17 protein-coding genes are annotated in these 21,593 nt (G+C 62.0%); 8 read left to right on the top strand and 9 right to left on the bottom strand.

Going from position 1 to position 21,593, the window contains the following annotated elements; genetic code table 11:
• Positions 1-47 precede the first annotated feature (47 nt).
• Positions 48-848 (bottom strand): hypothetical protein, encoded by an 801-nt coding sequence (locus tag KF691_14975; protein ID MBX3390749.1) that lies wholly within the window; start codon positions 846-848, stop codon positions 48-50.
• Between the two features lie 741 nt (positions 849-1,589).
• The gene (locus KF691_14970) at positions 1,590-1,832 is read right to left on the bottom strand and encodes a hypothetical protein (GenBank protein MBX3390748.1); all 243 of its coding nucleotides are present in this window, start codon (positions 1,830-1,832) and stop codon (positions 1,590-1,592) included.
• 233 nt (positions 1,833-2,065) lie between these two features.
• Between KF691_14970 and KF691_14965 the strand changes: the two genes are divergently transcribed.
• Positions 2,066-2,710 (top strand): hypothetical protein, encoded by a 645-nt coding sequence (locus KF691_14965; GenBank protein ID MBX3390747.1) that lies wholly within the window; start codon positions 2,066-2,068, stop codon positions 2,708-2,710.
• Between the two features lie 24 nt (positions 2,711-2,734).
• On the opposite strand, the gene KF691_14960 is transcribed toward KF691_14965, so the two are convergent.
• On the bottom strand, positions 2,735-4,444 hold the full coding sequence (locus KF691_14960) for a Na/Pi cotransporter family protein (GenBank protein ID MBX3390746.1): 1,710 nt from the start codon (positions 4,442-4,444) through the stop codon (positions 2,735-2,737).
• A gap of 283 nt (positions 4,445-4,727) precedes the next feature.
• Positions 4,728-7,871, bottom strand: coding sequence for a DUF2339 domain-containing protein (locus KF691_14955; GenBank protein MBX3390745.1), 3,144 nt, complete (start codon positions 7,869-7,871; stop codon positions 4,728-4,730).
• Positions 7,872-8,000: 129 nt separating this feature from the next.
• Between KF691_14955 and KF691_14950 the strand changes: the two genes are divergently transcribed.
• Both KF691_14950 and KF691_14945 read left to right on the top strand, forming a co-directional pair.
• On the top strand, positions 8,001-8,738 hold the full coding sequence (locus tag KF691_14950) for a hypothetical protein (GenBank protein MBX3390744.1): 738 nt from the start codon (positions 8,001-8,003) through the stop codon (positions 8,736-8,738).
• Positions 8,739-8,803: 65 nt separating this feature from the next.
• A complete protein-coding gene (locus KF691_14945) occupies positions 8,804-9,541 on the top strand; it encodes a hypothetical protein (GenBank protein ID MBX3390743.1) in 738 nt (245 codons plus the stop codon).
• Between the two features lie 26 nt (positions 9,542-9,567).
• On the opposite strand, the gene KF691_14940 is transcribed toward KF691_14945, so the two are convergent.
• The 3 genes from KF691_14940 to guaB are packed head-to-tail and all read right to left on the bottom strand — an operon-like array spanning position 9,568 to position 12,874.
• Positions 9,568-10,386, bottom strand: coding sequence for an MBL fold metallo-hydrolase (locus KF691_14940; protein ID MBX3390742.1), 819 nt, complete (start codon positions 10,384-10,386; stop codon positions 9,568-9,570).
• 13 nt (positions 10,387-10,399) lie between these two features.
• Positions 10,400-11,194 carry a class I SAM-dependent methyltransferase gene (locus KF691_14935; protein ID MBX3390741.1) on the bottom strand — a complete coding sequence of 265 codons (795 nt, stop codon included), beginning with the start codon at positions 11,192-11,194 and terminating at the stop codon, positions 10,400-10,402.
• Positions 11,195-11,251: 57 nt separating this feature from the next.
• Positions 11,252-12,874: an IMP dehydrogenase gene (gene guaB, locus KF691_14930; protein ID MBX3390740.1), complete on the bottom strand. Its 1,623-nt coding sequence runs from the start codon at positions 12,872-12,874 to the stop codon at positions 11,252-11,254.
• 139 nt (positions 12,875-13,013) lie between these two features.
• Here guaB and KF691_14925 point away from each other — a divergent pair, with 139 nt between their 5' ends.
• Positions 13,014-15,251, top strand: a complete 2,238-nt coding sequence (locus KF691_14925; GenBank protein MBX3390739.1) for a glycogen debranching enzyme N-terminal domain-containing protein — start codon at positions 13,014-13,016, stop codon at positions 15,249-15,251.
• Positions 15,215-16,645, top strand: a complete 1,431-nt coding sequence (aat, locus tag KF691_14920) for a leucyl/phenylalanyl-tRNA--protein transferase (GenBank protein MBX3390738.1) — start codon at positions 15,215-15,217, stop codon at positions 16,643-16,645. The genes KF691_14925 and aat overlap by 37 nt, the downstream gene beginning before the upstream one ends.
• Before the next feature lie 5 nt (positions 16,646-16,650).
• Here the strand turns inward: aat and KF691_14915 are convergent, their stop codons facing one another.
• Positions 16,651-17,508: a hypothetical protein gene (locus tag KF691_14915; protein ID MBX3390737.1), complete on the bottom strand. Its 858-nt coding sequence runs from the start codon at positions 17,506-17,508 to the stop codon at positions 16,651-16,653.
• 69 nt (positions 17,509-17,577) lie between these two features.
• Here KF691_14915 and thrC point away from each other — a divergent pair, with 69 nt between their 5' ends.
• Together thrC and KF691_14905 are read left to right on the top strand one after the other, a co-directional pair.
• On the top strand, positions 17,578-19,095 hold the full coding sequence (gene thrC, locus KF691_14910) for a threonine synthase (GenBank protein MBX3390736.1): 1,518 nt from the start codon (positions 17,578-17,580) through the stop codon (positions 19,093-19,095).
• Between the two features lie 111 nt (positions 19,096-19,206).
• Positions 19,207-20,091 carry an HAD hydrolase family protein gene (locus KF691_14905; GenBank protein ID MBX3390735.1) on the top strand — a complete coding sequence of 295 codons (885 nt, stop codon included), beginning with the start codon at positions 19,207-19,209 and terminating at the stop codon, positions 20,089-20,091.
• 1 nt (position 20,092) lies between these two features.
• Here KF691_14905 and KF691_14900 read toward each other — a convergent pair whose 3' ends face one another.
• Positions 20,093-20,563 (bottom strand): DUF4375 domain-containing protein, encoded by a 471-nt coding sequence (locus tag KF691_14900; protein ID MBX3390734.1) that lies wholly within the window; start codon positions 20,561-20,563, stop codon positions 20,093-20,095.
• Positions 20,564-20,612: 49 nt separating this feature from the next.
• On the opposite strand from KF691_14900, the gene KF691_14895 reads away from it, so the two are divergent.
• Positions 20,613-21,542 (top strand): 16S rRNA (adenine(1518)-N(6)/adenine(1519)-N(6))-dimethyltransferase, encoded by a 930-nt coding sequence (locus KF691_14895; protein ID MBX3390733.1) that lies wholly within the window; start codon positions 20,613-20,615, stop codon positions 21,540-21,542.
• Positions 21,543-21,593: the final 51 nt, after the last annotated feature.

Below are 21,593 nucleotides of genomic sequence, written 5' to 3'. Positions count from 1 at the left end.
AACGGGCCGCACACAGGGAGTCAATGCGTGTCGGTTTCGGGTGCCGCTTACGGGCACACCAGTTCGTTGTACGCGCCGACGAACAGCACGAAATCAGAGTCGTCCGCGAAGCCGTCCTCGTTGAGATCGGCCGGACACTCCGCGGGCATCATTGCATCGGCGCAATCAAGGATATTGTACCCGACGACGAATAGCACGAAGTCAGAGTCATCCACGAACGAATCGCCGTTCAAGTCCGCAGCACAATGCGTCTGGATGATCGCGTTGTCGAGCGCCCAGCACTCATCGAGGAATCCGTTGTACTGGCCGGTCTGTGTGATCGTCCCGAGACAACTGAATGCCACGGTTCCTCCCGTGTGGTTGATCACTCTGCGGAATCGGTAGCGATACGAGGGAATAGCAGAATTGCGATGGATCACAAGCTCGTTCGAGCCCGAGGCGCCGGTTCCGCCGGAGAACGGGCCACCGCCGAAAGGCGTCGCCGGTGAGTACGTTTGCTCAGGCCGATCCGCGTTACTGAACGCGGCTCCGACTTTCTGAACTCCGTTCAGGCTGAACGAAAACGTGTCGGGGCCGAGAAAGAATGCGCCGTTGCCGTCCCACGAGTTGATGTTGTAAAAGTCGAACGCGAAGTCGTACTTGCCCGGCGCGAGCGGCCCGAATGCAAAATTCACGGCTGCGGTCTGGAACACGCCAAGGACGACCTTGCCGTCATCGGCCGCGAATGTCGCGCCGGTGCTCCAGCCCGCCGTTTCTCCCGATTGAAAATCGCTTTGATAGAGAACACCGGCGTCTGCGCATGCCGCGGCCGCCGCCATGGCTACGAATCCTCGACTCCAAAGACGCATCGATCCCTCCATAAAACTGGATACTGCCCCGACAGTCCCGATCGTGCGTGAGGTCACCGCGCGAGGTCGGAACCCCAGGCTCACCCGCTCAGCCTATCGCTCCTTCCGAAGCCGACTCAATGAGAATCTGACGATGTTTGCAGGATTTTCGTGCAGGAATCGGCTCCTCGTGTGAACTCCTTCGTCGCCGTTGCGCTTCAGAAAGGAGTTCGCACCCAAAACGAGTGCCCCAAAAAAGCAAGCCGCGGAACACGAGTCCCGCGGCCGCTCTGAAGAACGGGCAACTTTGAAAGCGAAGAGGCAGCTGCGCGGTCGATTCAGGACCACGCCATCCACTCCGTGCGCGGGAATCCCGGCGCACGCTCGCTTGTGCATGGTCTTGCCAGATGCGCCGTCAACCTTGCAACCGAAAACCGGAATTTTGAAAAAATCTCGAAGTCGGTTTCGGGGATCCCCAAAAGCGAAAAACGCCGCCCCCGAAAGGGCGGCGTTCCGAAACTGGCGACTGCCGTTCTTCAGGAAGCGGCCGCGCCGTACGGGACGGTGCAAATCCGGTCAGCGGATTCGCCGGCCGTGGCCGACAGAACTCTTGTCAGCTACAGAGATTACCGCCGTGTGAAGATTCGAGCAAGGCCTTCACTTCTCCTTCGGTCGCACGAGACTGCTTTGGAACGAAAAAGGCCGCCCCGGAGGCGGCCCGATGATGAGCAACATTTGTCACAAACTGCGAGCGGCGAGCGATTACGAGGCATCACCGCCGTAGGGAACGCAATTCTTCTGGCAGGCCTTCGCGGCGTAGCAGTCGTTGCTGTAGACCTGGCCGTTGGGGCACAGCACCGGCCGCCACACGTCAAGGCAGTAAGTCCCCTTGTTGCAGCCGCCGCCGATCGGACCGACCGCGATGGTCACCGACGCGATGCCGGCAACGCCGCACACCGCCGTCGCAACCGCAAGCATGGACAACTTCCGCACGTTCGCTTTCATGGCGAGACTCCTCGTTCGTACGGTCCCGCGTCCCACGCGGAGGGGGACCGACTGGGCCAATAGCCTACCGCGCGCCGCGGGCGACACAAGCCTGCGGCGATGATCCCAACGCACTGATTTGGCGCAACTCCCGCACCCGCCTGACCCTGTGACATCCCAAAAAAACTGGCGCGCCCACGAATCCACAAATCTGTGGATACGAGGAGGCTTCTGGGTCGTGGTAGTATCGGCGCGTGCCCAATTCCTCCGAAGCTTCCGGCAGTTCCACGCGTAAGCCGGTCGATCGAGCTTCGCTTACTTTTCAGATCTTCTTGCTCGCCGCCGTGTGCGTGCTGTGCGTGCTCGTCGTTCTGCTCGTGCGCCAGAATCGAGATCTTCGCGCACAACTCGAGTGGAAGCAGCGCGTTGCGGAGACGACGGCGACGCCGGCGCTCGCGATCGGTGAGACGGTTGAGCCGCTCGAACTCATTCAACCCGACGGCGCTGTCCAGCGAACGAGTTTCGGAGACGGAGAACCGGCGACACTCCTGCTGTTTGTCTCGGAAAACTGCGGTTACTGCGAAAAGGCGATTCCGCTCTGGAGGGGCGCGCTCCGTGATTCACATGAGTCGCTCTCGCACGCGAAAGGACAGGGAATCCGCATCGTTGGAATCGTCGCGGATCCCGCGGACGACGCGCCGCTCAAACCGATCGCTCCCGAAATCCCGACGTATCGTGTCAAGGACGGCCCAAAGACGTGGCTGATCCGAGTGAACGCGACGCCGAGCGCCGTGCTCTTGTCACCGGTCGGAAGAGTCGAGAATTTCTGGATCGGCGAAACCAGCGCGGCGCAGGTCGAAGAAATGCGTACCGCGATCCTCGCCGCCGCGGCACGCTGAAAGATCGCTTTCGATCACGATGGGCTAGATCGCGCCGTGCAGCGCGCCCTCGCGCGGGAACGCGGAGCCGATCAGTCCGGGCGCGAGCTGCGATTCACCCGAGAGCAGCGCCGCGTTTGCCGCGGCATCGTTCGCGCTCTGCAGCACGCCGTACGCGACGCCGCACACCACGTGGTTGATGTGCTTGAGCTGGCTCAGGATTTCCAGGTGGAGATCGGTTGTCTCCATCGTCTGCTGAGTGCCCTTCTGCAGCCGGTCGTAATGCTTTTCGCGGAGCGAGATCTCGTGATCACGCATCCGCGTTTTATGTTCGAGCAGTTTGCGAGCCATTTCCGGCGAATCCGAGACGAAGACCGCGCTCGCGAGTTCGAGCGTCGCGGTCGTGCCCCGGAAATAGACCTTGAGTTCTTCCCAGCCTTCTTCGCTGAAGCGAAGGCCTTTCTTGGCTTTCTTGATGGCGGCCGAGACCAGATTGCGGTCGATCACGTCGCCGATCGTTTCGAGATCGGTCAGGAATCGCAGTTGGCGATCGCGGGCTTTGTCTAGTTCTTCGGGAAGATCGTCGCCCATCGTTGCGGTGAGATACTTCTTGATCTGACGATCGAGGCGATCGACGTGATCGTCGCGACCGCGGATGTGCTTGCACATCTGCTCATCGCCCGATTTGAGCGCTTCCCACGCTTCCTCGAGCATGTCCACGATCTCGCGGGTGACGAGGCCGATCTCGCGCTTGCTCTGCGAAAGCGCGATCGCGGGCTCGTTCGGCCAGCGGCTGGTGCGCAGCGCAGTCGTGCCGCCGAGGGCACCCGCGCTGCCCGTCAGGAACGTGACAAACTGCGCAACCCACACGAGGAAGGGTAAAGAGACGACGACGGCGATCAGGTTGAACGCCGTGTGCGCGATCGCGATCCGCGCCGCGAGCGAGTACGGGATTTTTTCCATCCACTGCACCGGTATCGGCAGCAAGTAGATGATGACCACGGCGAGGAGACCGCGGCAGATCGTGACGCCGATGCCCAGCCTGCGCGATTCCATCTGCTTCCATCCCGCGATGAGAAGCGTTGCGCACAATCCGAGATTGGCGCCAACCACAAAAGGCAGAGCCACGCTGTCCGACATGAGCCGGCTATCGGTCAGGCCGAGGGTGACAAGCACGGCGATGGTGGCCGTGCTCGATTGGGCAGCGACCGTGAGCGCGATCCCGAGAAGAACGAGCACCATCGGGCTTCCCGCGGCCATTTCAAGGAGCACCGGCACTTGCTTGGAGGATGCGAGCTCGCCGGTGGCATTCGAAATGACTTGCACGCCAAAGAACAGGAACGCGACAGAGAGGATGATCTGGCCGAACGCCCTGATCTTGTCGCGGCTGGTTCCCTGAAAAAGCACAACGCCGACCAGCGCCAGAATCGGCGCCTGATTGAAGATGTTGAACGCGATCAAATGGACGGTCAGCGTGATGCCGACGAACGCGCCGAGAAGCAGAGCCATCGCGCGATGCAGCGCCAGCTCACCATCGCGAACGAGAGAGACTGCGAGCAGACTCAGCGATGTGCTGCTCGGAACGACGGTTCCAATAAACGTGCCGGCCAGAGCCGCCTTGGGTGCGCTGCTCGTCGCGCGTCCGATCCACAGGTCCAGACGCTCGCCCACCAGCCGATCAAGACCTTTGCGAAGGAATCTGATCGCAAAAAGCAGCAGTGCAATACCGCCCGCGGCGTGTAGAAACTCGACCATCAACCAAGCTCCATCCTGTGCATGCACGCGCCGGCTTGCGCTGCCCTGCGCCGCCCATCTGTCGCGTCATGCCCCCAAACCTTTTTCCTCTGTTCCCGAACGCTTCAGCATCGAACCAGCCGGGGCGCGATTTGAGCCAGCGCGCAAACTCCGGCCGGTTCATTACTTCGACGTCGGGAACCGATCGTCTTTACCATTTCTTAACACTTGTTCGGGCTTGGGTCAAGCGATTTTTGCACTCCGGCCCCGAGAAAGGCAGGTGGCGCTCCAATTCGGATCATTCTCAAACCGTCTTCACCGAGTCGGACGGTGACTCGTCCTCAGCTTTGTCAGGCGGAGTAGCCCCACTTGAGAGACTCTTTTCGATGCGCGCGTAGACGATTCCGACGCCGAGCATCAGCAAGCCAAGGCAGAGGACGCTGACCGCTCGCCAACCAAGAGCGACCCGAGCAAGATCGAAGATCAATGCCTTGCTGGCCGCGATCGTGAGCAAGCCAAGCCCGCAGCGCCGTACCAGAGGCACATTTCGCCAGAAGCCGACGACGAGCAGGATGATGGCGAAGAGGCCCCACCAGACACTGACAGCCGCACCGCGCGCGGTGGCGTCGATGGGAAGCATTTCCGAGAATCGGGCGACTTCGAGGCTGGTGGCGACCCAAACGATAACCGTTGCCGTCGACCAGCTCAGGGCCTTCGCCTTGGCTTCCCGACCGATGAGCCGGGGTCTTGAGATTCGCTGGATCGCCAGCAGAGTGCCCGCGAGTGCAAACGCGATCCAGAGCCCGGGGTGGAGCAGCGGGGGAGCACCGGAGCCGGCCCAATCATTGAAGCCGAACTTGGCTACCCATGTGGCGAGTGCCGCCAGCCAGACCAAGAGGGAGTGGAACTCAAACGCAAGATCCTTTGTGACACGAGCGAACGCCAGGCACGTCCAGCAGATTGCAAGCCAGGCGTAGCAGATGCTCGTCGCACTCGAATCGGCGTGCGAAATGCCGAGTACGAGGAGGAACACCGCGAATCCGCTCATGACTTTTGCGACTTGCACCCATCGCCAGGATGCCTCGCTGAGGATCCATGCCATCGCAAGGATGGCCAATCCGTTTGCGAGCGCGACCCACATTTGAGGCACCAGCACAAGGCCGGCAATCTCGACGGTGTTTGAACGCTGCACCCACCACGACAGGCCGATGGTGCAGGCGGTCGCGCCCGCAATTGCTGCGAGAGAAGCAACTCGGAGTCCATCGGATCGGCGGAACGCTGCGGTAAGGCCGAAGACTAGAGCCGTGCCGATCATGGCGCAGGCGATCGATTCGTGCGCCGCTTCTCGGTGCATGACCGACGCGCCGAGAAAGAAAATGCCGATGCCCAGACCGAAGTTCCTAGCGGGTTGCGCCGATCGCCAGGATGCTTCGGTGAGGATCCATGCCAGTGCCAGGACGGACAGTCCGTTGGCGAACGCGACCCACATCTGGGGAACAAGCACGAAGCCTGCAAATTCGACGGCCCCCGAACGCTGCGCCCACCACGACAGGCCGATGGTGCAGGCGGTCGCGCCCGTGATTGCCGCGAGAGAAACAACTCGGAGCCCACTGGATCGGCGGAATGCCGCGGTGAGGCCAAACACCAGCGAGGTGCCGATCATCGCGCATGCGATTGATTCGTGCGCCGTCTTCTGATGGAAAAGGGAAGCGCCAAGCAATGCGATGCCGATGCCCAGGCTGACGTTCTTTGCGATTTCAAGCCAGTGATCCGGGATGAAGCGGGCGGTTCGTTCCGGCGAATCCGCGTCGGCGGGCGTTCCGGGTAGTGCAATCACAATCGAATAGACAATCCACGCGACGCCGACTCCCGCGCACGCGCCGGCCCACTCCGTGAGATAGAAGCCGAGGATCTCGAGGCCCGGGGCGTTTGGCGCGGTCGCCCACGAGTCGTAGAGGAGCACGCGACCGGCGGCGAACAGGAGCACCAGGCCGCTGTAGATGTCGAGCACCTGGGTCCGGAGCCAGCGGGCTGCGCCGAGTGCCGCGAGGCCGATCGCGGTGAGGGCGATCGTTTGTGCAAAGCCCGAGAGCGCGATCGCGATGGTTGCAACGAGCAATGTTCCCGCGGTCACGGACAATGCCGCGGCCAGTCGTTCACGCGTCGACTGTGGTCGCGGATTGAGGATTCCCCCCGGCCCAACCAACAAGCACGCGAGCACGAACGCGAGCCCGCCGATAGCGCCGGGCGTGAGACTCTGCGCGAACGCGTGCGATTCGCGCGCGAGGTAGACGCCGAGAGAACTGGCCCAGGCCGAGAGTGAAACGCTCGCGAGCGGGCGCAGCCGAAGCCGCATCGCCTTCGAGAAAAAATCTTCCGACTCGAGAATCATCGAGAGGTCGGATTCCGAATACTCCGTGATTCCCGCGAGTTCCGCCCGTCGCGCGGTCCAGGCGTTTTCGATGTGACAGAGGAGCCACGTGCCCCCGAGCATGGAGAGCCCGATGATCGGCGACTCCGCGCCAAACTTCATGATCCAGCCGGCGCCGAGCAAGAGCGTGCCGCACGTCGTGAAGAAGCGGCAGATTGCGAACGTTCCGCCCTTGGTCAATGCGAGCACCTGACCGACGACGAGAAGCGCGCCCCAATAGAGCGGCAGATAGACGTAACCGGTGTTGCCGCTGCTGGCGATGAACGGCGCGATGTACGCGCCAATGAGCGAAACAAGTCCGACCACGCTCAGGCTTGTCAGCGCGCTGATTGCCACGCCGATTCCCATGATGCCGGCGAGCACCGCCAGCGTGACTGGAGGCGGCATCAACTGGTACAGCGCGTACGCGGCATAGGACGAGATGTAGAGCGAGCCCAAACCGGCAATGGTGAGGCCGACCGCCGCCCATTCATTCACGCGCCGGCGCGCCCATTCGCCTGCACAGAGCAGCGCGATTCCGAGCATGCCGCCGAGCGAGCAGCGCGCCCAGCCGGGAATCAGCCCAAGCCAGCCATTATCCACAGCGATTTTCACGAACAGCGCAACGGCGATCGTGACCGCGAGACCTCCCGCGAGCGGAAGCCACTTGCCCCCGATGAGGCTTTCGAGTTTCGCCCAGTCAATCGGATTGTGCGCCGCGACCTTGTCGAGCTGCGCTCGCCAGCGAAGTTCCTGCTCATCGTGCAGATCGAAACCCTCGTCGTCCGTGAACTTGACTGGCTCGGCTGCGATCGGCTCAATCACCGTGCGCGGCGGAAACGATTCGGGCGGGATAACAACAGGAGTCGGTCGAACGGGTGGCGTGGGAGGAGCCGGGATCGGTGCGGGCCGCTCCTGTGCGGGCGTGCTGACTGGAGGTGCAACAGGAGGCGCCGCTTTGCTTGGAAACGTCGCGGATTCGATCGCAAGCAGCCGTCGCTCAATCGCTTCGAGCCGTTTCTCGAGATTGTCATCCACGCATGCCCCCGGGCTAAGTGTTAGTAGATACTAGCAAGGTTGTTTTCTGGGATCAAGTCGATCCGGGGATACGCGCCCGAACATCCGGGCCTTCTCTCGGCTACCTTCCCAGACTACCCGGAGACTCGCATGACCAACGCCACTCGACAACCCGAACCCACGATCAAGCTCTATGAAGGTGATGCCGAGGCGCTGCTGCGGGCCGAGTTGTCGCCCGACCGCGTGAGTCTCTTGCCGGGCGCCGGGGGCAAGCTCGCGAGCGGTCAGCGCCTGCGGATCCTGTGGGGGCAGGACATGCTTCGCGACATCCTCGACGGGCGCTATCGCACGGTCGTCTGCGGTGTGAACGACCAGGACAATTCGCACGGGATCATCGCCCAATTGTGCGAGCTCGTCGCGACCAGCCAGTGGTCCTCGCGCTCGGTCACGAGCTACGCGAAATTGTTCCAGGAATCCGTCGCGGTGCACGCGGCGCACGACCGTGAGCCATACGTGCTGAAGTTCGATCTCGACAGCGTACTGATTCTCGCGCTGCTCCGGCCGCGCGGACGAGATCACTTCACGCTGGACGATCTCTCGCGCGGATTCATCACGATCAACAAGATGCTCGCGGAGCGGCGCGATCGGCTTCCGGTCTGCACGGTGAGTTTTCTCAACGCCCGCGCGAACAAGCTCGTCTCGGGAGGGGGCGGCGCCGACGCCAACGCCGAGCCGAGTTTCGAGAGCGTGCTCAAGACGATGTACCACGCGGGATTCCGGGGCGATGTCTACACCTCGCCCGCGATGTGGAAATTCGGGAATGTCGGCGTGTTTCCGAGCTATCCATTCCCGGAGGGCGTCGAGCGCATGCGCGACGGCAGCAGCTAACACGGAACCGCCCCGCTTCCGCACACGAGTTCCGTTCACTCATCTATTTCAGAGGACTCACACGCATGTTCAAGACCAAGGCATTGGTGCTCGCGCTGACCGCAACGCTTGCTGCCGCGATCGGCGCGGCATCCGGTTCCGACATGAACGCCGAATCGGCGGCCGAGCAGCAAGCAGAGAATCTGAATCAGCGCGTCGGCGAATTGGTCGCGCAGCTCCGCAAGAGCCGCGAGGCGATCAAGCAGTACGAGTGGATCGAGACGACGACCGTTTTCCTCCGCGGCGAACAGAAAACGCAGTTCGAGAAGCGCTGCTACTACGGGGCCGACGACAAAGTCGAAAAAATCATGCTGACCGAGCCCGCCCCGGCGGAGCGCAAACGCGGGCTCCGGGGAATGATCATGCAGCGCAAGAAGCAAGAGATGTCCGACGAGATGCGCAGCGCGGTAGGCATTGTGCACGACTATGTACCACCCACGCACGAACGCATCGAAGCATGCAAGGACGCCGGCAATGCGTCGATCGACGTACTCGACCCGGGCAAGCGCGTGCGCCTCAGTTTCAAGGATTACAAAGTCCCCGGCGACAAGCTCAGCATCGAGATCGACCTCACGAACAACCGCCCGACCAAGCTGAGCATCTCGAGCTTTCTCGATTCGCCCTCGAAGCCGCTCAATTGCGACGTGAAATTCGGCACGCTCGATGACGGAACGACGTACGCCGAGGAGACGACACTCAACCTTGAGAAGCAGGAGCTGAAGGTTGTCGTCGAGAACTCGGGGTACCGCAAGCAGCAGCAGTGAGCGACGCGGCGCGATAGTTTTTTTCGCTACCGCAACTCGAGGCCGTCCCACGCGAGCATCATGTCTTCTGGGAGTTCGGCTTGGGTCGCGGCGTGGCCGAGATCATGCGTCATGTGCACGAAGTATGTTCTGTCTGCTCGTACTTCGTGCGCGATGCCGACGGCTTGGCCGAGCGTGAGGTGCGTCGGGTGATGTCGGTGGCGGAGCGCATCGAGCACGAGCGTGCGCGTGCCCCTAAGCGCCGGCCAGGTTTCGGGCGGAATCGCGGAGACATCAGTCAGATACGCGAGCGGAAGAATTTCGCTCGAGGCGTCGGAGGCGTCGATCCTGAACCCGGCGATCGGAAGCCGGCCGTGATGAACACGAAGCGGAGTCACGCGCAGGCCGAAGAGATCGATTGCTCTTCCGATTTCGAGCGGCCACGCGATCAGCGTCGCGACGAAACTCTGATTGATATTCTTCTCGCTCTCGAAGATGTGTCCGAATGTTCGCTTCAGAAAATTCAGAGTGTGCGGCTCGGCGTACACATCGATCGCCTGTTCCTGGAGCGCGTTGTAGCGGCGCACCTCGTCGAGACCGAATGTGTGATCGACGTGGTTGTGCGTGAAGAAAATCGCGTCGAGCCTCTTCACTCCGAACCGCAGCGCCTGTTGTCGAAGGTCGGGGCTGGTGTCGATCAGGATCGTGCGCGGCTTGCCCGAGTCGTCGACCCACTCCATGGCGGCGCTCGTGCGCAGCCGATTGTCTTTCGGATCGCTGCTGCGGCAGACGGCGCATTCGCAACCGATCACCGGGATGCCGCTCGATGTGCCCGTGCCCAGGAACTTGAATCGGAAATTGCGCACGATCCTTTTTGGGCTAGTGCTTGGTCTGCTTCATCGGGATTCCCTCGAAGAGCAGGGGATTGTCGAGTGGCTTGTGCGAGCCGATGAAGATCGAACGCGTGAGGGGGGTGCCCGATTCCTGGGCTTCCCAGTCGGTGATGAAGTTCTTCCAGTTGGGCTGCGTCGTCGGCATGTAGACGTGCGGGAAGTGGCGCTTCATCTGGTTGTAGATCCACGGTCGCGTCGGGCGGCAGCCGGTTCCGTGCATCGCCTGGGAGAAGTGCGCCTTCTCTTCTTTCACCAGATTGATCGATTCGTCCGAACCCATCGAGACGCACGTCTCGAGCAGGAAGAGTTCCTTCGCGAAGGGCGAGAGAAACTCGAGCGATTCCTTCGGATTCGCGAGGTGGTAGAGCACGCCGAAGTTAAAGACAATGTCGTACTTCTCGTCGCGGCGGAGATCGCTGGTCGCGGGGTGCTCGAGATCGAGAAAGAAAAAGCGGAGGCCCGTCATTTCCTTCTCGAAACGCCACTTGAGCATGGCGAGGTTTTCGGGGCGGCTGTCGGTGGCGTCGACAGTGCAGCCACGATCAAGGAAGAACGTTGTCAGATCGCCGATACCCGCCGAGATCTCGAGGATGCGTTTGTTCTTGAGAGGCAGGTTGAGGCTCGCGAGATGCTCCATCACGCGGAAGGTGTGGCGCAGGTACCACCAGGAGTGAAAGTCCGAGCGCGGGTCTTTCTGGTTGTCCCATGCCGCGATCGGCTGCATTCCGCCCGGCCTCATCGGGCCTCCTGTCGTCGTTGTGAACGTCTGAAAATTCTGCACTTTCGAAGCTCCTGTCCGGACCTATCCGCGATTCCGCGTCGTCGTGATTCTTTGCTGCTAGTCGCGATCGCGGAACGAACTCTCACCCATGTAGTTCGGCGATTCTTTGGTGATCCTGATGTCGTGCGGGTGGTTTTCCACGACCGTGGCATTGGAAACGCGGCAAAAACGTGCGCGCTGACGCAGTTCTTCGATGGTTTGACATCCGCAATAACCCATGCTGCTGCGGAGCCCGCCGACGAGCTGATAGACAAATTCGGCGAGCGAGCCGCGGTAAGGAACAAGACCTTCCACGCCCTCGGGTACGAACTTCATTCGCACTTTGCCATCATCGTCGAGTTTTTCGGCCTGGCGGTAGCGATCGGCGCTGCCGGCGCTCATCGCGCCCTCGCTGCCCATGCCGCGGTAGGTTTTGTAGCGGCGCCCGCCGCTGATGACGGCTTCGCCCGGCGATTCATCGAGGCCCGCAAAGAGCGAACCCATCATCACGCAGTGCGCGCCGGCGGCGATCGCCTTTGGAATATCGCCGGAGTGACGGATGCCGCCGTCGGCGATGACGGGGACGGACTTGTCTGCAGCCATCGCGCCGCTCACGGCGTTCATGATGGCGGTGATCTGGGGCACGCCGACGCCGGTAACGACGCGCGTCGTGCAGATGGAGCCGGGACCGATTCCGACTTTGATTGCGTCGGCGCCCGCTTCGATGAGATCGATCGCGGCCTCGCGCGTCGCAATATTGCCGACGATGACCGGTACGCTCGCGCGCTTCTTCACATCGCGGAGCGTTCGAAGGACGTTCTCGCTGTGGCCGTGCGCCGTGTCGATGACCACGACGTCGACTTCGGCTGCGAGCAGTTGCTCGAGGCGATCGAGTTGACCGACACCCATCGCGGCGCCGCAGAGCAGACGTCCGCGCGAGTCGGTATTGGCATTGGGGAATCGGCTGAGGCGCTCGATGTCGCGCATCGTGATCAGGCCGCGCAGGTTTCCCTGCGCATCGACCAGCAGCAGTTTCTCGACCTTGTTCTTGCTGAGAACGACCTCTGCCTGTTCGAGCGTCGTGCCATGCGGCGCGGTGATCAGGCCGTCGTGCGTCATGACGTCGCGGACGAGGGTTGTCGGCTCTTCGACGAATTTCAGGTCGCGCCGGGTGAGAATACCGAGCACTTTGCCCTTGCCGCGCGGGTTGGTCGCGCCGTCTTCGGTCACGGGAAAGCCGCTGACGTTGTGGGCTCGCATCAATTCCTTGGCGCGGCTGACCGTATCGGAAGGGCCGAGCGTGAGCGGATCGGTGATGATGCCGTTGGCGCTGCGTTTCACCTTGGCGACTTCGCGTGCCTGGGCTTCGGGAGACAGATTCTTGTGGATGATGCCGATTCCGCCTTCCTGGGCGAGCGCGATCGCGAGCGAATGCTCGGTGACGGTGTCCATCGGCGCCGACACGAGCGGGATTTTGAGCGTGAGCGTGCGTGTCAGGCGGGTACGCGTGTCGGCCTCGGCCGGCATGACACCGGAACGGCGCGGCACGAGCAGCACATCATCGAATGTGATGCCGTCGTACTCGATCTTTTTGAACGGGTCCAAGCCGCCGGAATCGTTTCGGGGCTTTGCGTGTTCCGCGGCACCCGAGTCCTGGGCACCCTTGGAAATCGGCCGGGCCGCTTCTGCTTTGGGCAACATGGATGAGCGTTGGGGGTGATATCCACCGGGTCAAGCCCGCGACGCTTTCCGGCTTTCGGCATCTCAAGATTCTCATCGGATCTTCAATGGAGCCCGGTCCCGATGCCCGTTTCCGATCGCTAACCTTGCGACTCTCGCCATGCCGCTGCCCACCCTTCAACTCGACCTTTCCCATTCGGCCGACGCTCCCGGTTCTTCGGGTCTTGCGGCACCTCTTCGCCGCGAATGGTTCTTAACAAACGGACTCGGGGGCTTTGCGAGCGGCACTCCGGTTGCCATTCCTCAGCGGAGATATCACGCCTGGTTGATCGGCGCGATGCAGCCGCCGGTGGGCCGAGTGGTCGGGCTGAATTCGATGGTGGAATCGGTCGTGCTTCGCGCGGGCGATGCGCCAAAGGTTGGAACCAGCGCGGGAGGCGAACAGCGCCTCGACTTTTCTTCGTTCATGTTTCCGGGCAATGACGAAGCTGCGCGCATGGGTGAAGCGGGGGGGGCCGCTGCCGTGTTCAGCCCAGCAGGCTATTCCTATCTTCGTCGATTCGAGAAAGACGTTTCGTGCCGCTGGTTCTATCAGTGCGGGCCGGTTGATTTCACTCGCGAACTCACGCTCGTGAGGCATCAGAACGCCGCGATCCTGCGATACCGCGTGAAATCGGCGCGACACGCGGCACGCCTCGAACTCCGTCCGCTGATTTCTCTCCGCGATTTCCACGAAATGGTGCGGCACGCCGATCGCAAGAACGACTACAGCGTGCTCGCGGGCACCACATCGTGCGAAGTCAGCGCTCGCGGCAATCGCCTCTCGATCGAGACGTCGCAGGGCTCTTTCACACAGGACCGTCAGTGGTGGTTTAATTTCCGATACGAACGGGATTTCGAGCGGGGCCAGGATTGCCAGGAGGATCTGTTCACTCCCGGATGGTTCTCGTGCAACATCGAGCCCGGACGCGAGCAAACCGCTGAACTCGTTGTGCGCATTCTTCCGGCGACATCAAAGCCCGTGCGGGTGGCGCTGAGTTTCGATGCCGCGGCAAGTGCGGAGCGCGGCCGATTGAACGAACTCGCTGCCGCTTCGCTTTCGAGGTCTTTGCTCGCGAAGTCTTCTTCTCCGGATGCTCAAACAACGGCCACGCTGGTTCAGTCCGCAGATCAGTTTGTCGTTCGGCGCGTCCGCGCTGTCGCGGCGGGCGCGCGGGCGATGGCGGGTGTCGCCCCAAGCGAAGCCGCGCTGCCGGAGGAGTCGTCGGTGATCGCCGGCTACCCGTGGTTCAGCGATTGGGGTCGCGACACGATGATCTCGCTCCCGGGTCTGCTGCTCACAACGGGTCGATTCGACGAGGCCCGGCGCGTCATGGAAACTTTCGCGGGCCTCACGCGGCGCGGGCTGGTTCCAAATTGTTTCGACAATGGCAGCGGCGAAGCCGAGTACAACACGGTTGACGGCTCGATGTGGTTCCTGCGGGCCGCCCGCGCGCTCCAACTCGCGTGCGCCGCGGAAAAGCTGCCCGATCCGGCGCCGGAGAACTCTCCGATCCGGCGCGCATGCCTTGCGATCGTCGAGGCGTATCAGAGCGGGACGGACTTCAGCATCCGCATGGATCCGGATGACGGCCTGATTTCCGCGGGAGATGTCGGTACGCAGCTCACGTGGATGGACGCGAAGCGCGACGGCGTCGTGTTCACGCCGCGCCACGGAAAGCCCGTTGAAATCAACGCTCTCTGGTATTCCGGCCTGCTCGAAGTCGCCGACATGATCGAAAAAGATCGTCCAAAGACTTCACGCGAGCTTCGTCAGATCGCGGAACGAGCCGGGAAGAGTTTTCGCGAGCAGTTCTGGAATCCGGCCGGATACTTGTACGACGTGCTCTCGCCGGGCGCCGGCGGATATGTGCCGAATGATCAGATCCGACCGAACCAGCTCTTTGCGTGCAGCTTGCCTTATTCGCCCCTCGAAAAGCCCCAGCGTGACTCTGTGCTGGCGGTTGTGCGCCAGCATCTCTTGACCAATCGCGGCCTTCGGACGCTCAGCCCGCACGATCCGCACTACATCGCGCGATATCAGGGGCCGCTTTTCGAGCGCGATCGGGCTTATCACAATGGAACGGTGTGGCCGTGGCTGCTCGGTCCATTCGCCGAGGCGATTCTGCGGTCCGGAAGTTTTTCCGCTTCGGCAAAGTCCGAAGCGCGCAAGGTGATTCAGCCGCTGATTGAAATGGTGAGCCAAGCCAGCGGTGGCGGCCCTTCGCTCGGTCAGATTCCAGAAATCTACGACGGCGATGATTCGCCCGAACGTCCCCGACGCCCAGAAGGCTGCTTTGCGCAGGCGTGGAGCGTCGCGGAATGTCTTCGCGTGTGGCTGCTCACGGAATCGAAGTAGGAGGCGCGTTTGCCGCGCAATTGTCCGTTGAGATTCCCGACGGATCAGCCGCAGGATTTCTTGTCTTTCGGATCCTCGCCGGCCGCCATGAGTCGTTCGCCCTGTTCGGCCGTCATGCTTCCTTCGGCGATGTACGCCGCGATCTCGCGCCGCGATTCCTCGCGCTGCTTGGTCTGGCTCGCACTCCTGATCGCGCTCATCACCATATAGATGATCCAGCCGGTGCCACCGAACACGATCGCAATGATCGGTATGAACATCTCCGCATCATTTCCGAGTGTGTGAATCGCCATCATGTTGCGTCGCTCCGTTTCTCGATCGTCTCGAATCGCTCAGCACATTCCGCCGCGCTTGCCCGCCTGCATCAGTCGCTCGCCCTGCTCGGGGCTCATGGTTCCCTCGGCGATGAACGCCGCGATCTCCCGGCGCGTGCGTTCCCTTGCCACTCCGGTGACCGCCATTGCGGTGTGCTTGGCGATGCTGCAGATCACGATTCCACCGACGACCAGAAGCCACGGGAAATAGCCGTGGTCCATCACGCTGACCCAGAATCGCGGAAAATCGCCGTCGGCCAAGAGTGTGAACATGGTGCAAATCCTAATCCATCGTGTCGCTTCCTCGCAACGAACTTCTTGGGGATCGGCGGCCAAGGATTTCATGAGGACTTTGTGAGTATTTCCCCTTCAGGCCGGCGCCAGACCCCCTCACCAGAGGCTCAGGATGCCGCCGTGGTCGCCGATGTGCTCGGCGCGTATTCCAAGGGCTGGTTTCCGATGGCTCAACCGGACCGCCGGACCGAGGCCGGGGAGACGGAAATCGAGTGGGTGCAACCTCATCGGCGGGCCATTTTGCCCCTCGATCAGCGCTTTCACATTCCAAGGTCTCTCGTCCAGCGCGTGCGGTCCGGACGCTTCAGAGTCACCACCGACCGAGCGTTCGAAGCCGTGATCCGCGGGTGCGCTTCCGTTCCGCGAACAAGCCCGGACGGAGAGGGCGCCAATTCCGCTTGGCTCGCTCCCGACATCATCGACGCGTTTCTTCTGCTCCACAAGCACGGGCACGCGCACAGCGTCGAAGCATGGATCGAATCTCCCGGAGCGAAGGCGAAACTCGTGGGCGGGCTTTACGGGCTTGCGCTCGGAAAAATTTTTTGCGGCGAGTCGATGTTCCATCGCGCCGATCTTGGCGGGACGGATGCGAGCAAGGTCTGTCTTGTTCACCTGGTGTGTCACCTGCGCGCCAGGGGGTTTGAGTTGCTGGATGCGCAGCTCGCCAATCCGCACACAGCGCAATTCGGGATGTTCGAGATGCCGCGTACGGAATACCTCGCTCGACTCTCGGCGCTCGCGCCGCAGAAGGTCGAATGGGCTCCATTCGAACCGGCCCGCTTGTGACCGCGCTACTTCGGCTTCGAACGATTGCGGAGGTGCACGAGCAGCAGGCACTTCCACTGGCTGTAGAAATCAAACGCGGGTCCGGTGTCGACGATCGTCACTGACCCATCTCCGAAAGCGCGCGATGAGTGTCCGCTGCGATTGGGGGGAGGCCTGAACTTCTCGAACGCATCATCGAAGATCGCACGCGGTGCCTCGGCCCGAAAGCGCCGGCACATGCGGTCAAAGTTCTCGCGATCGGTGAAACCCAGTTTCCCCTCCAGAAAGTCGAAACTGAACTGTCCCGTGTCGATCCGGATCCGGCGCGAATCAACGAGATAGATATCGAGAAGGAATCGTTCGGCCACTCGCGACGAAACCAGATTCCCTCCGACGCCGGATCTTCCCGCGGCACCTGCCGCCCCGGTCGCCTCGCCCGGATATCCGTATTCACCCGTGGGAACGGGCGTCGAAGTCACCGAGCGCCGCTCACGGATACGCCCGGCGATCATCGCGAACACATCGTCCATGATGAGCGATCCGGTCTCGTGCATCCGAGGTCGGAGCGGCTCGTACCCGTACATCGCGCGCGGTGCACCGAGCGCCGGAAGCAGGCGCTTGGCCGTGATAGGCGATCCGAGTTTGTCGAGCGATTTCCGCCTCGCCGCGAACGCCTGGATTCCGAGGTCATGAAGCGTGTGGACCGCCTCGTGGCCTTCGGCATCGTCGCAGATCTTGACGATCGCGGGCGTTTCCCACTTCTGGGCGATCTCCGCGCTGTATTCATCGATTTTCAGTGCCGCCGAGAGGGCAACGGTCCGCTCGCGCTCCGTCATATCGGCGGGATAGTGAAGCACGGTGACATACGCCCGGTCGAGAGTCATCTGCGAAATTGTTGCCTCGGCGCGCGCCGAGGTCTCTCGCGGCAAGCACCTCACCCCGTAGCATTCTCGATGCTCTCCGCCGCGGGAAAACAGTCGCCTCCAACCGCTCATCCGGCTCATGCGTTTCAGCGTTGCATCAACCCGCGCTGCGCCGCGGAGTTTCCGGTCGAGCGTGTTCTGGTTGCCTGCCCGAGGTGCCATTCGCTTGTGGATGTTGTCTATCACAGCCATCGCAAGAGCGACCTGGATTTTTCGCTGTTCACGAAGCGCTCTCTCACGACCGGGCCGCGATCCGCGGCGGGTGTGACGATCGGCCAGGGGTCGACCGCCGCGGCACTCGACTTCTCCGGTGTCTGGCGCTTCCGCGAGCTGCTGCCGTTCTTCCGACGCGAGAGCGAGATCGTCACGATCGGAGAAGGGCGGACGAATCTTCAGCGCGCCGATCAACTGGCGAAAATGCTCGGTTTCGATGTGCCCACAGGCCCCGGCACTTCCGGGCCGCTCTATCTCCAGTACGAAGGCTTCAACCCCAGCGGCAGTTTCAAGGACAACGGCATGTCGGCGGGTTTCACGCATGCCTCGATGGTGGGGGCGAGCAGCGTCGCGTGCGCGAGCACGGGCAACACCAGCGCGAGCCTCGCCGTGTACGGCGCGCTCACCGGCGTGAAGTGCTTCGTGTTCATCGGCGAGGGCAAGATCGCCTACGGGAAGTTGTCTCAGGCGCTCGATTACGGCGCGATCACGCTGCAGATCGCGGGCGACTTCGATGCGTGCCTTGCCCGGATCCGCCACATCGCGGAGAACATGCCGCAGGCGGGCGTGTATCTGATGAACTCGGTCAATCCTTTCCGTCTGGAAGGGCAGAAGACGATCATGTACCGGGTGCTGGAAGGGCTTGACTGGAAAGTGCCGGATTGGATCATCGTTCCGGGCGGAAACCTCGGCAACTGCTCGGCGTTCGGCAAGGCGTTTATCGAATTGTTCGAGATGGGGCTGATCTCGAAAGTGCCGCGGCTGGCGGTGATCCAGGCGAAGGGTGCGCGCACGCTCGACCGCGTGGTGAATGAACAGGGAGTCGGGTGGGCGAAATCCGGCGCGGGTTCACTCCTCTCTGGCGAGTACGACCGGGCGAAAGTCGAAGCCGAGTATCTGCGGATGGACACGGCAAATGAGCGCGCGCACACAGTCGCGACGGCGATCGAGATCAACCGTCCGGTGAACTTGCCCAAGGCGCTGCGGGCGCTGCAGGCGATGAACGGCGTGGTGCGGTCGGTGAGCGATGCGGAGATTCTGGAGCACAAGGCGCTCGTTGGTCGCACGGGCTTTGGATGCGAGCCGGCGAGCGCGGCGTCGGTCGCGGGCGCGCGGCTGCTGCTGAAGGAAGGCGTGATCAAGCCGCACGAAACGGTGGTGTGCATTCTGACCGGACATCAACTGAAGGATCCGGACGCGACGGTGCACTACCACATGGAGCCGGAGAAGCAGAAGGGCGACTCGAAGCCCGAAGGCCGCTTCACCAATCGCCCCATCCGAGTCGCCGACAATCTCGATGACATCTTGAAAGCCATGGGTATCGCCGCCACCTGATCTCACTCGATTTGTTGATGCTTGCTCGACCCCGCTTTCTCCGTCTTCCTCCGCGAAACTCCGCGATCTCCGCCCACTCCGCGTTCTCTCGCGTCTTCTACCATCGAGGTCATGCGTTTCAGACTTCTTGCACTTGACCTCGACGGCACGCTTTTCAATCGGGAAAGCGTAATTTCGCCTGCAAATATCGCGGCCGTTGATCGCGCGCGCGATGCGGGACTGAGGGTCGTCGTCTGCACCGGGCGCGGCTTGCTCGAATGCGTCGGGGGTCTTGAAGCGATCAACCAGCGCGAGCCGGTGGTCGTCGCGGGCGGGGCGATCATCGCCGATCCGCTGACGCGCACGACGCTACACCGTTTCAACATTCACCAGAGCCTTGTTCACAATGCGGTGGAGATCATTCTCGCCAGCAAGCACGCGGCACTCGTGCTGAAGGATCCGCTGCAGGCCGGATTCGACTATCTCGTTGTGAATCCAGAAGGCTGCCCGATCGATCCGGTTTCGCAGTGGTGGTTTTCGAAGATGAATGTCGAGGTGCGCTACACCCAGAGCCTTGCGGACGATCCGTGTCCGCTCGCAACGGTGCGCGTCGGCGCCTGCGGCAGAGGGCACATCCTCGACGGCGCAAAGGGCAAGCTCATCGCGGCGCTGGGTGATCGCGCGGTCATCCACAACTTCCCCGCGGTGATTTCGCCCGAGCACGCCAAGGCAGTCGGAACGGGCGAAAGCCTCAACATCCTCGAGATTTTCGATCGCGACGCGACCAAGTGGTCGGCGATTTCCTATCTCGCGTGCGAGTGGGCGATCGAGCCTTCGCAGGTTGTGGCGATCGGCGACGAGATCAACGACGTCTCGATGATCGAGGGCGCGGGGCTCGGAATCGCGATGGGGAATGCGATCCCCGCGGTGAAGGCCGCGGCGAAGCGTGTCACACTATCGAATGCAGAATCGGGCGTCGCTTACGCAATCGACCGCGTTTTGGCGGGCGAGTGGTAGCCTACTTCGGCAGCACAATCCCGAATGATTTCGAGTTCTGCTTCATGTAGTCGTACTTCTTCGATGCCGTGTCGATGCCCGAGATCGAGGCCCAGGCCTTGTCGACGGCCGCGTAGCCCGATTTGATGTGCTCTTCCGACATCGTCATCATGGACCCGCTGGACATGCTGGCTTTTTCCGATTCCGCCTGCTTCTTGGCGGCTTCGAGCGACTGACGGACGACTCGGGCATGCTCGTTGGCGCCGATCGCTTCGTACGCGTCCGCCGCGATCGAGCCGAGCTCCTCGGTCTGATTGAAGTAGGCCCTGGAGAATCCGCCGTGCGAGACCTCGTTCTCGAGCATGAACAGCGACGCCATGCGCTTCTGGTGCTGATCCATTTTTTGGAATGCCTCGCTGTCCACCGACGGATTTCCCCGGTGGGCAAGCAGCATCTCGATCCGGTCTTCGAACATTTGACGGTCTGTGTTCATTGAGATCCTCGCGTTACGATGAAAGCAGGACACACACTTGCCCCAAACCTTGACCACAATAAAAGACCTGCTCTCGGCCCGGGGCCTTGCGCCAAAGAAGTCCCTGGGCCAGAATTTTCTGGTCGATCACAACCTTATCAAAAAACTGGTGGATGTCTCGGGGGTTCAGGCCGGTGAGCTTGCCCTTGAAATCGGCCCGGGAACCGGCGTTCTGACCGACGAATTGCTCTCCAGAAACGTGCGCGTGATCGCGTGCGAACTCGATGACGGATTGCACGCGCTGTTGCAGGATCGCCTCGCTGAGCAGATTTCTTCCGGTCAACTCACGCTCATCAAGGGAGATTGTCTCGACGGAAAGCGAGCCCTGAACCCGGGCCTGCGCCGGCTGCTTCGTGAATCCTCCGGCCAGTCGGACTACGTTGCGGGTGCCGCTCCCCCGACACCTCGGCGCCTCGACATCTCGACGCCTTCATTCCGACTGATCGCGAATCTGCCGTATGGCGCCGCGACGCCCTTGATGACCAATCTGCTTCTCGACTATCCCGGTTGTAGTGGACTGTTTGTTACGGTCCAGAAGGAAGTCGGCGACCGATTCGGGGCTTTGCCCGATACTCCCGACTACGGGCCGCTTTCCGTTATCGCTTTCGCAACAACGCACGTTGAACGGATCGCCAAGCTGCCGCCCGAATGTTTCTGGCCCCGGCCCGATGTGACCAGCGCGATGATCGCGCTTCGCCGTCGGGCGGATCCGCTGACTCCGCGACTTCACGAGCTCGCCGACTTTGTGCAGGCGGTTTTCGAGCAGCGGCGCAAGCAGCTCGGCGGGATTCTGAGGGAGAAATTCTCCGTTCGCGAGCCATTCGCATACCCGGAGGGCGTTTCGCCAAAATCCCGGGCCGAGAACCTCTCGCCCCGGCAACTACTTGCGCTCATGCTCGCCGTTGAGGGTGGCACGAGCCGAACCGGCGCGGTATCGTGAACGAAGATTGACAGGCCCCTTGCCGCGAGGAACCACGCCCTTGCACTCCGC

Source organism: Phycisphaeraceae bacterium (assembly GCA_019636555.1).
Classification (GTDB): Bacteria; Planctomycetota; Phycisphaerae; order Phycisphaerales; family UBA1924; genus JAFEBO01.
This window is presented reverse-complemented; position numbering and strand designations above follow the sequence as displayed.

Bases quoted from the DNA above. Each gene is read 5' to 3' on its own strand.
- KF691_14925 (MBX3390739.1), top strand. From the start codon at position 13,014: ATGCCGCTGCCCACCCTTCAACTCGACCTTTCCCATTCGGCCGACGCT.
- KF691_14975 (MBX3390749.1), bottom strand. From the start codon at position 848: ATGCGTCTTTGGAGTCGAGGATTCGTAGCCATGGCGGCGGCCGCGGCA.
- KF691_14900 (MBX3390734.1), bottom strand. From the start codon at position 20,563: ATGAACACAGACCGTCAAATGTTCGAAGACCGGATCGAGATGCTGCTT.
- aat (MBX3390738.1), top strand. From the start codon at position 15,215: ATGTCTTCGCGTGTGGCTGCTCACGGAATCGAAGTAGGAGGCGCGTTT.
- thrC (MBX3390736.1), top strand. From the start codon at position 17,578: ATGCTCTCCGCCGCGGGAAAACAGTCGCCTCCAACCGCTCATCCGGCT.
- KF691_14970 (MBX3390748.1), bottom strand. From the start codon at position 1,832: ATGAAAGCGAACGTGCGGAAGTTGTCCATGCTTGCGGTTGCGACGGCG.
- KF691_14960 (MBX3390746.1), bottom strand. From the start codon at position 4,444: ATGGTCGAGTTTCTACACGCCGCGGGCGGTATTGCACTGCTGCTTTTT.
- KF691_14915 (MBX3390737.1), bottom strand. From the start codon at position 17,508: ATGACTCTCGACCGGGCGTATGTCACCGTGCTTCACTATCCCGCCGAT.
- KF691_14945 (MBX3390743.1), top strand. From the start codon at position 8,804: ATGTTCAAGACCAAGGCATTGGTGCTCGCGCTGACCGCAACGCTTGCT.
- KF691_14905 (MBX3390735.1), top strand. From the start codon at position 19,207: ATGCGTTTCAGACTTCTTGCACTTGACCTCGACGGCACGCTTTTCAAT.
- guaB (MBX3390740.1), bottom strand. From the start codon at position 12,874: ATGTTGCCCAAAGCAGAAGCGGCCCGGCCGATTTCCAAGGGTGCCCAG.
- KF691_14950 (MBX3390744.1), top strand. From the start codon at position 8,001: ATGACCAACGCCACTCGACAACCCGAACCCACGATCAAGCTCTATGAA.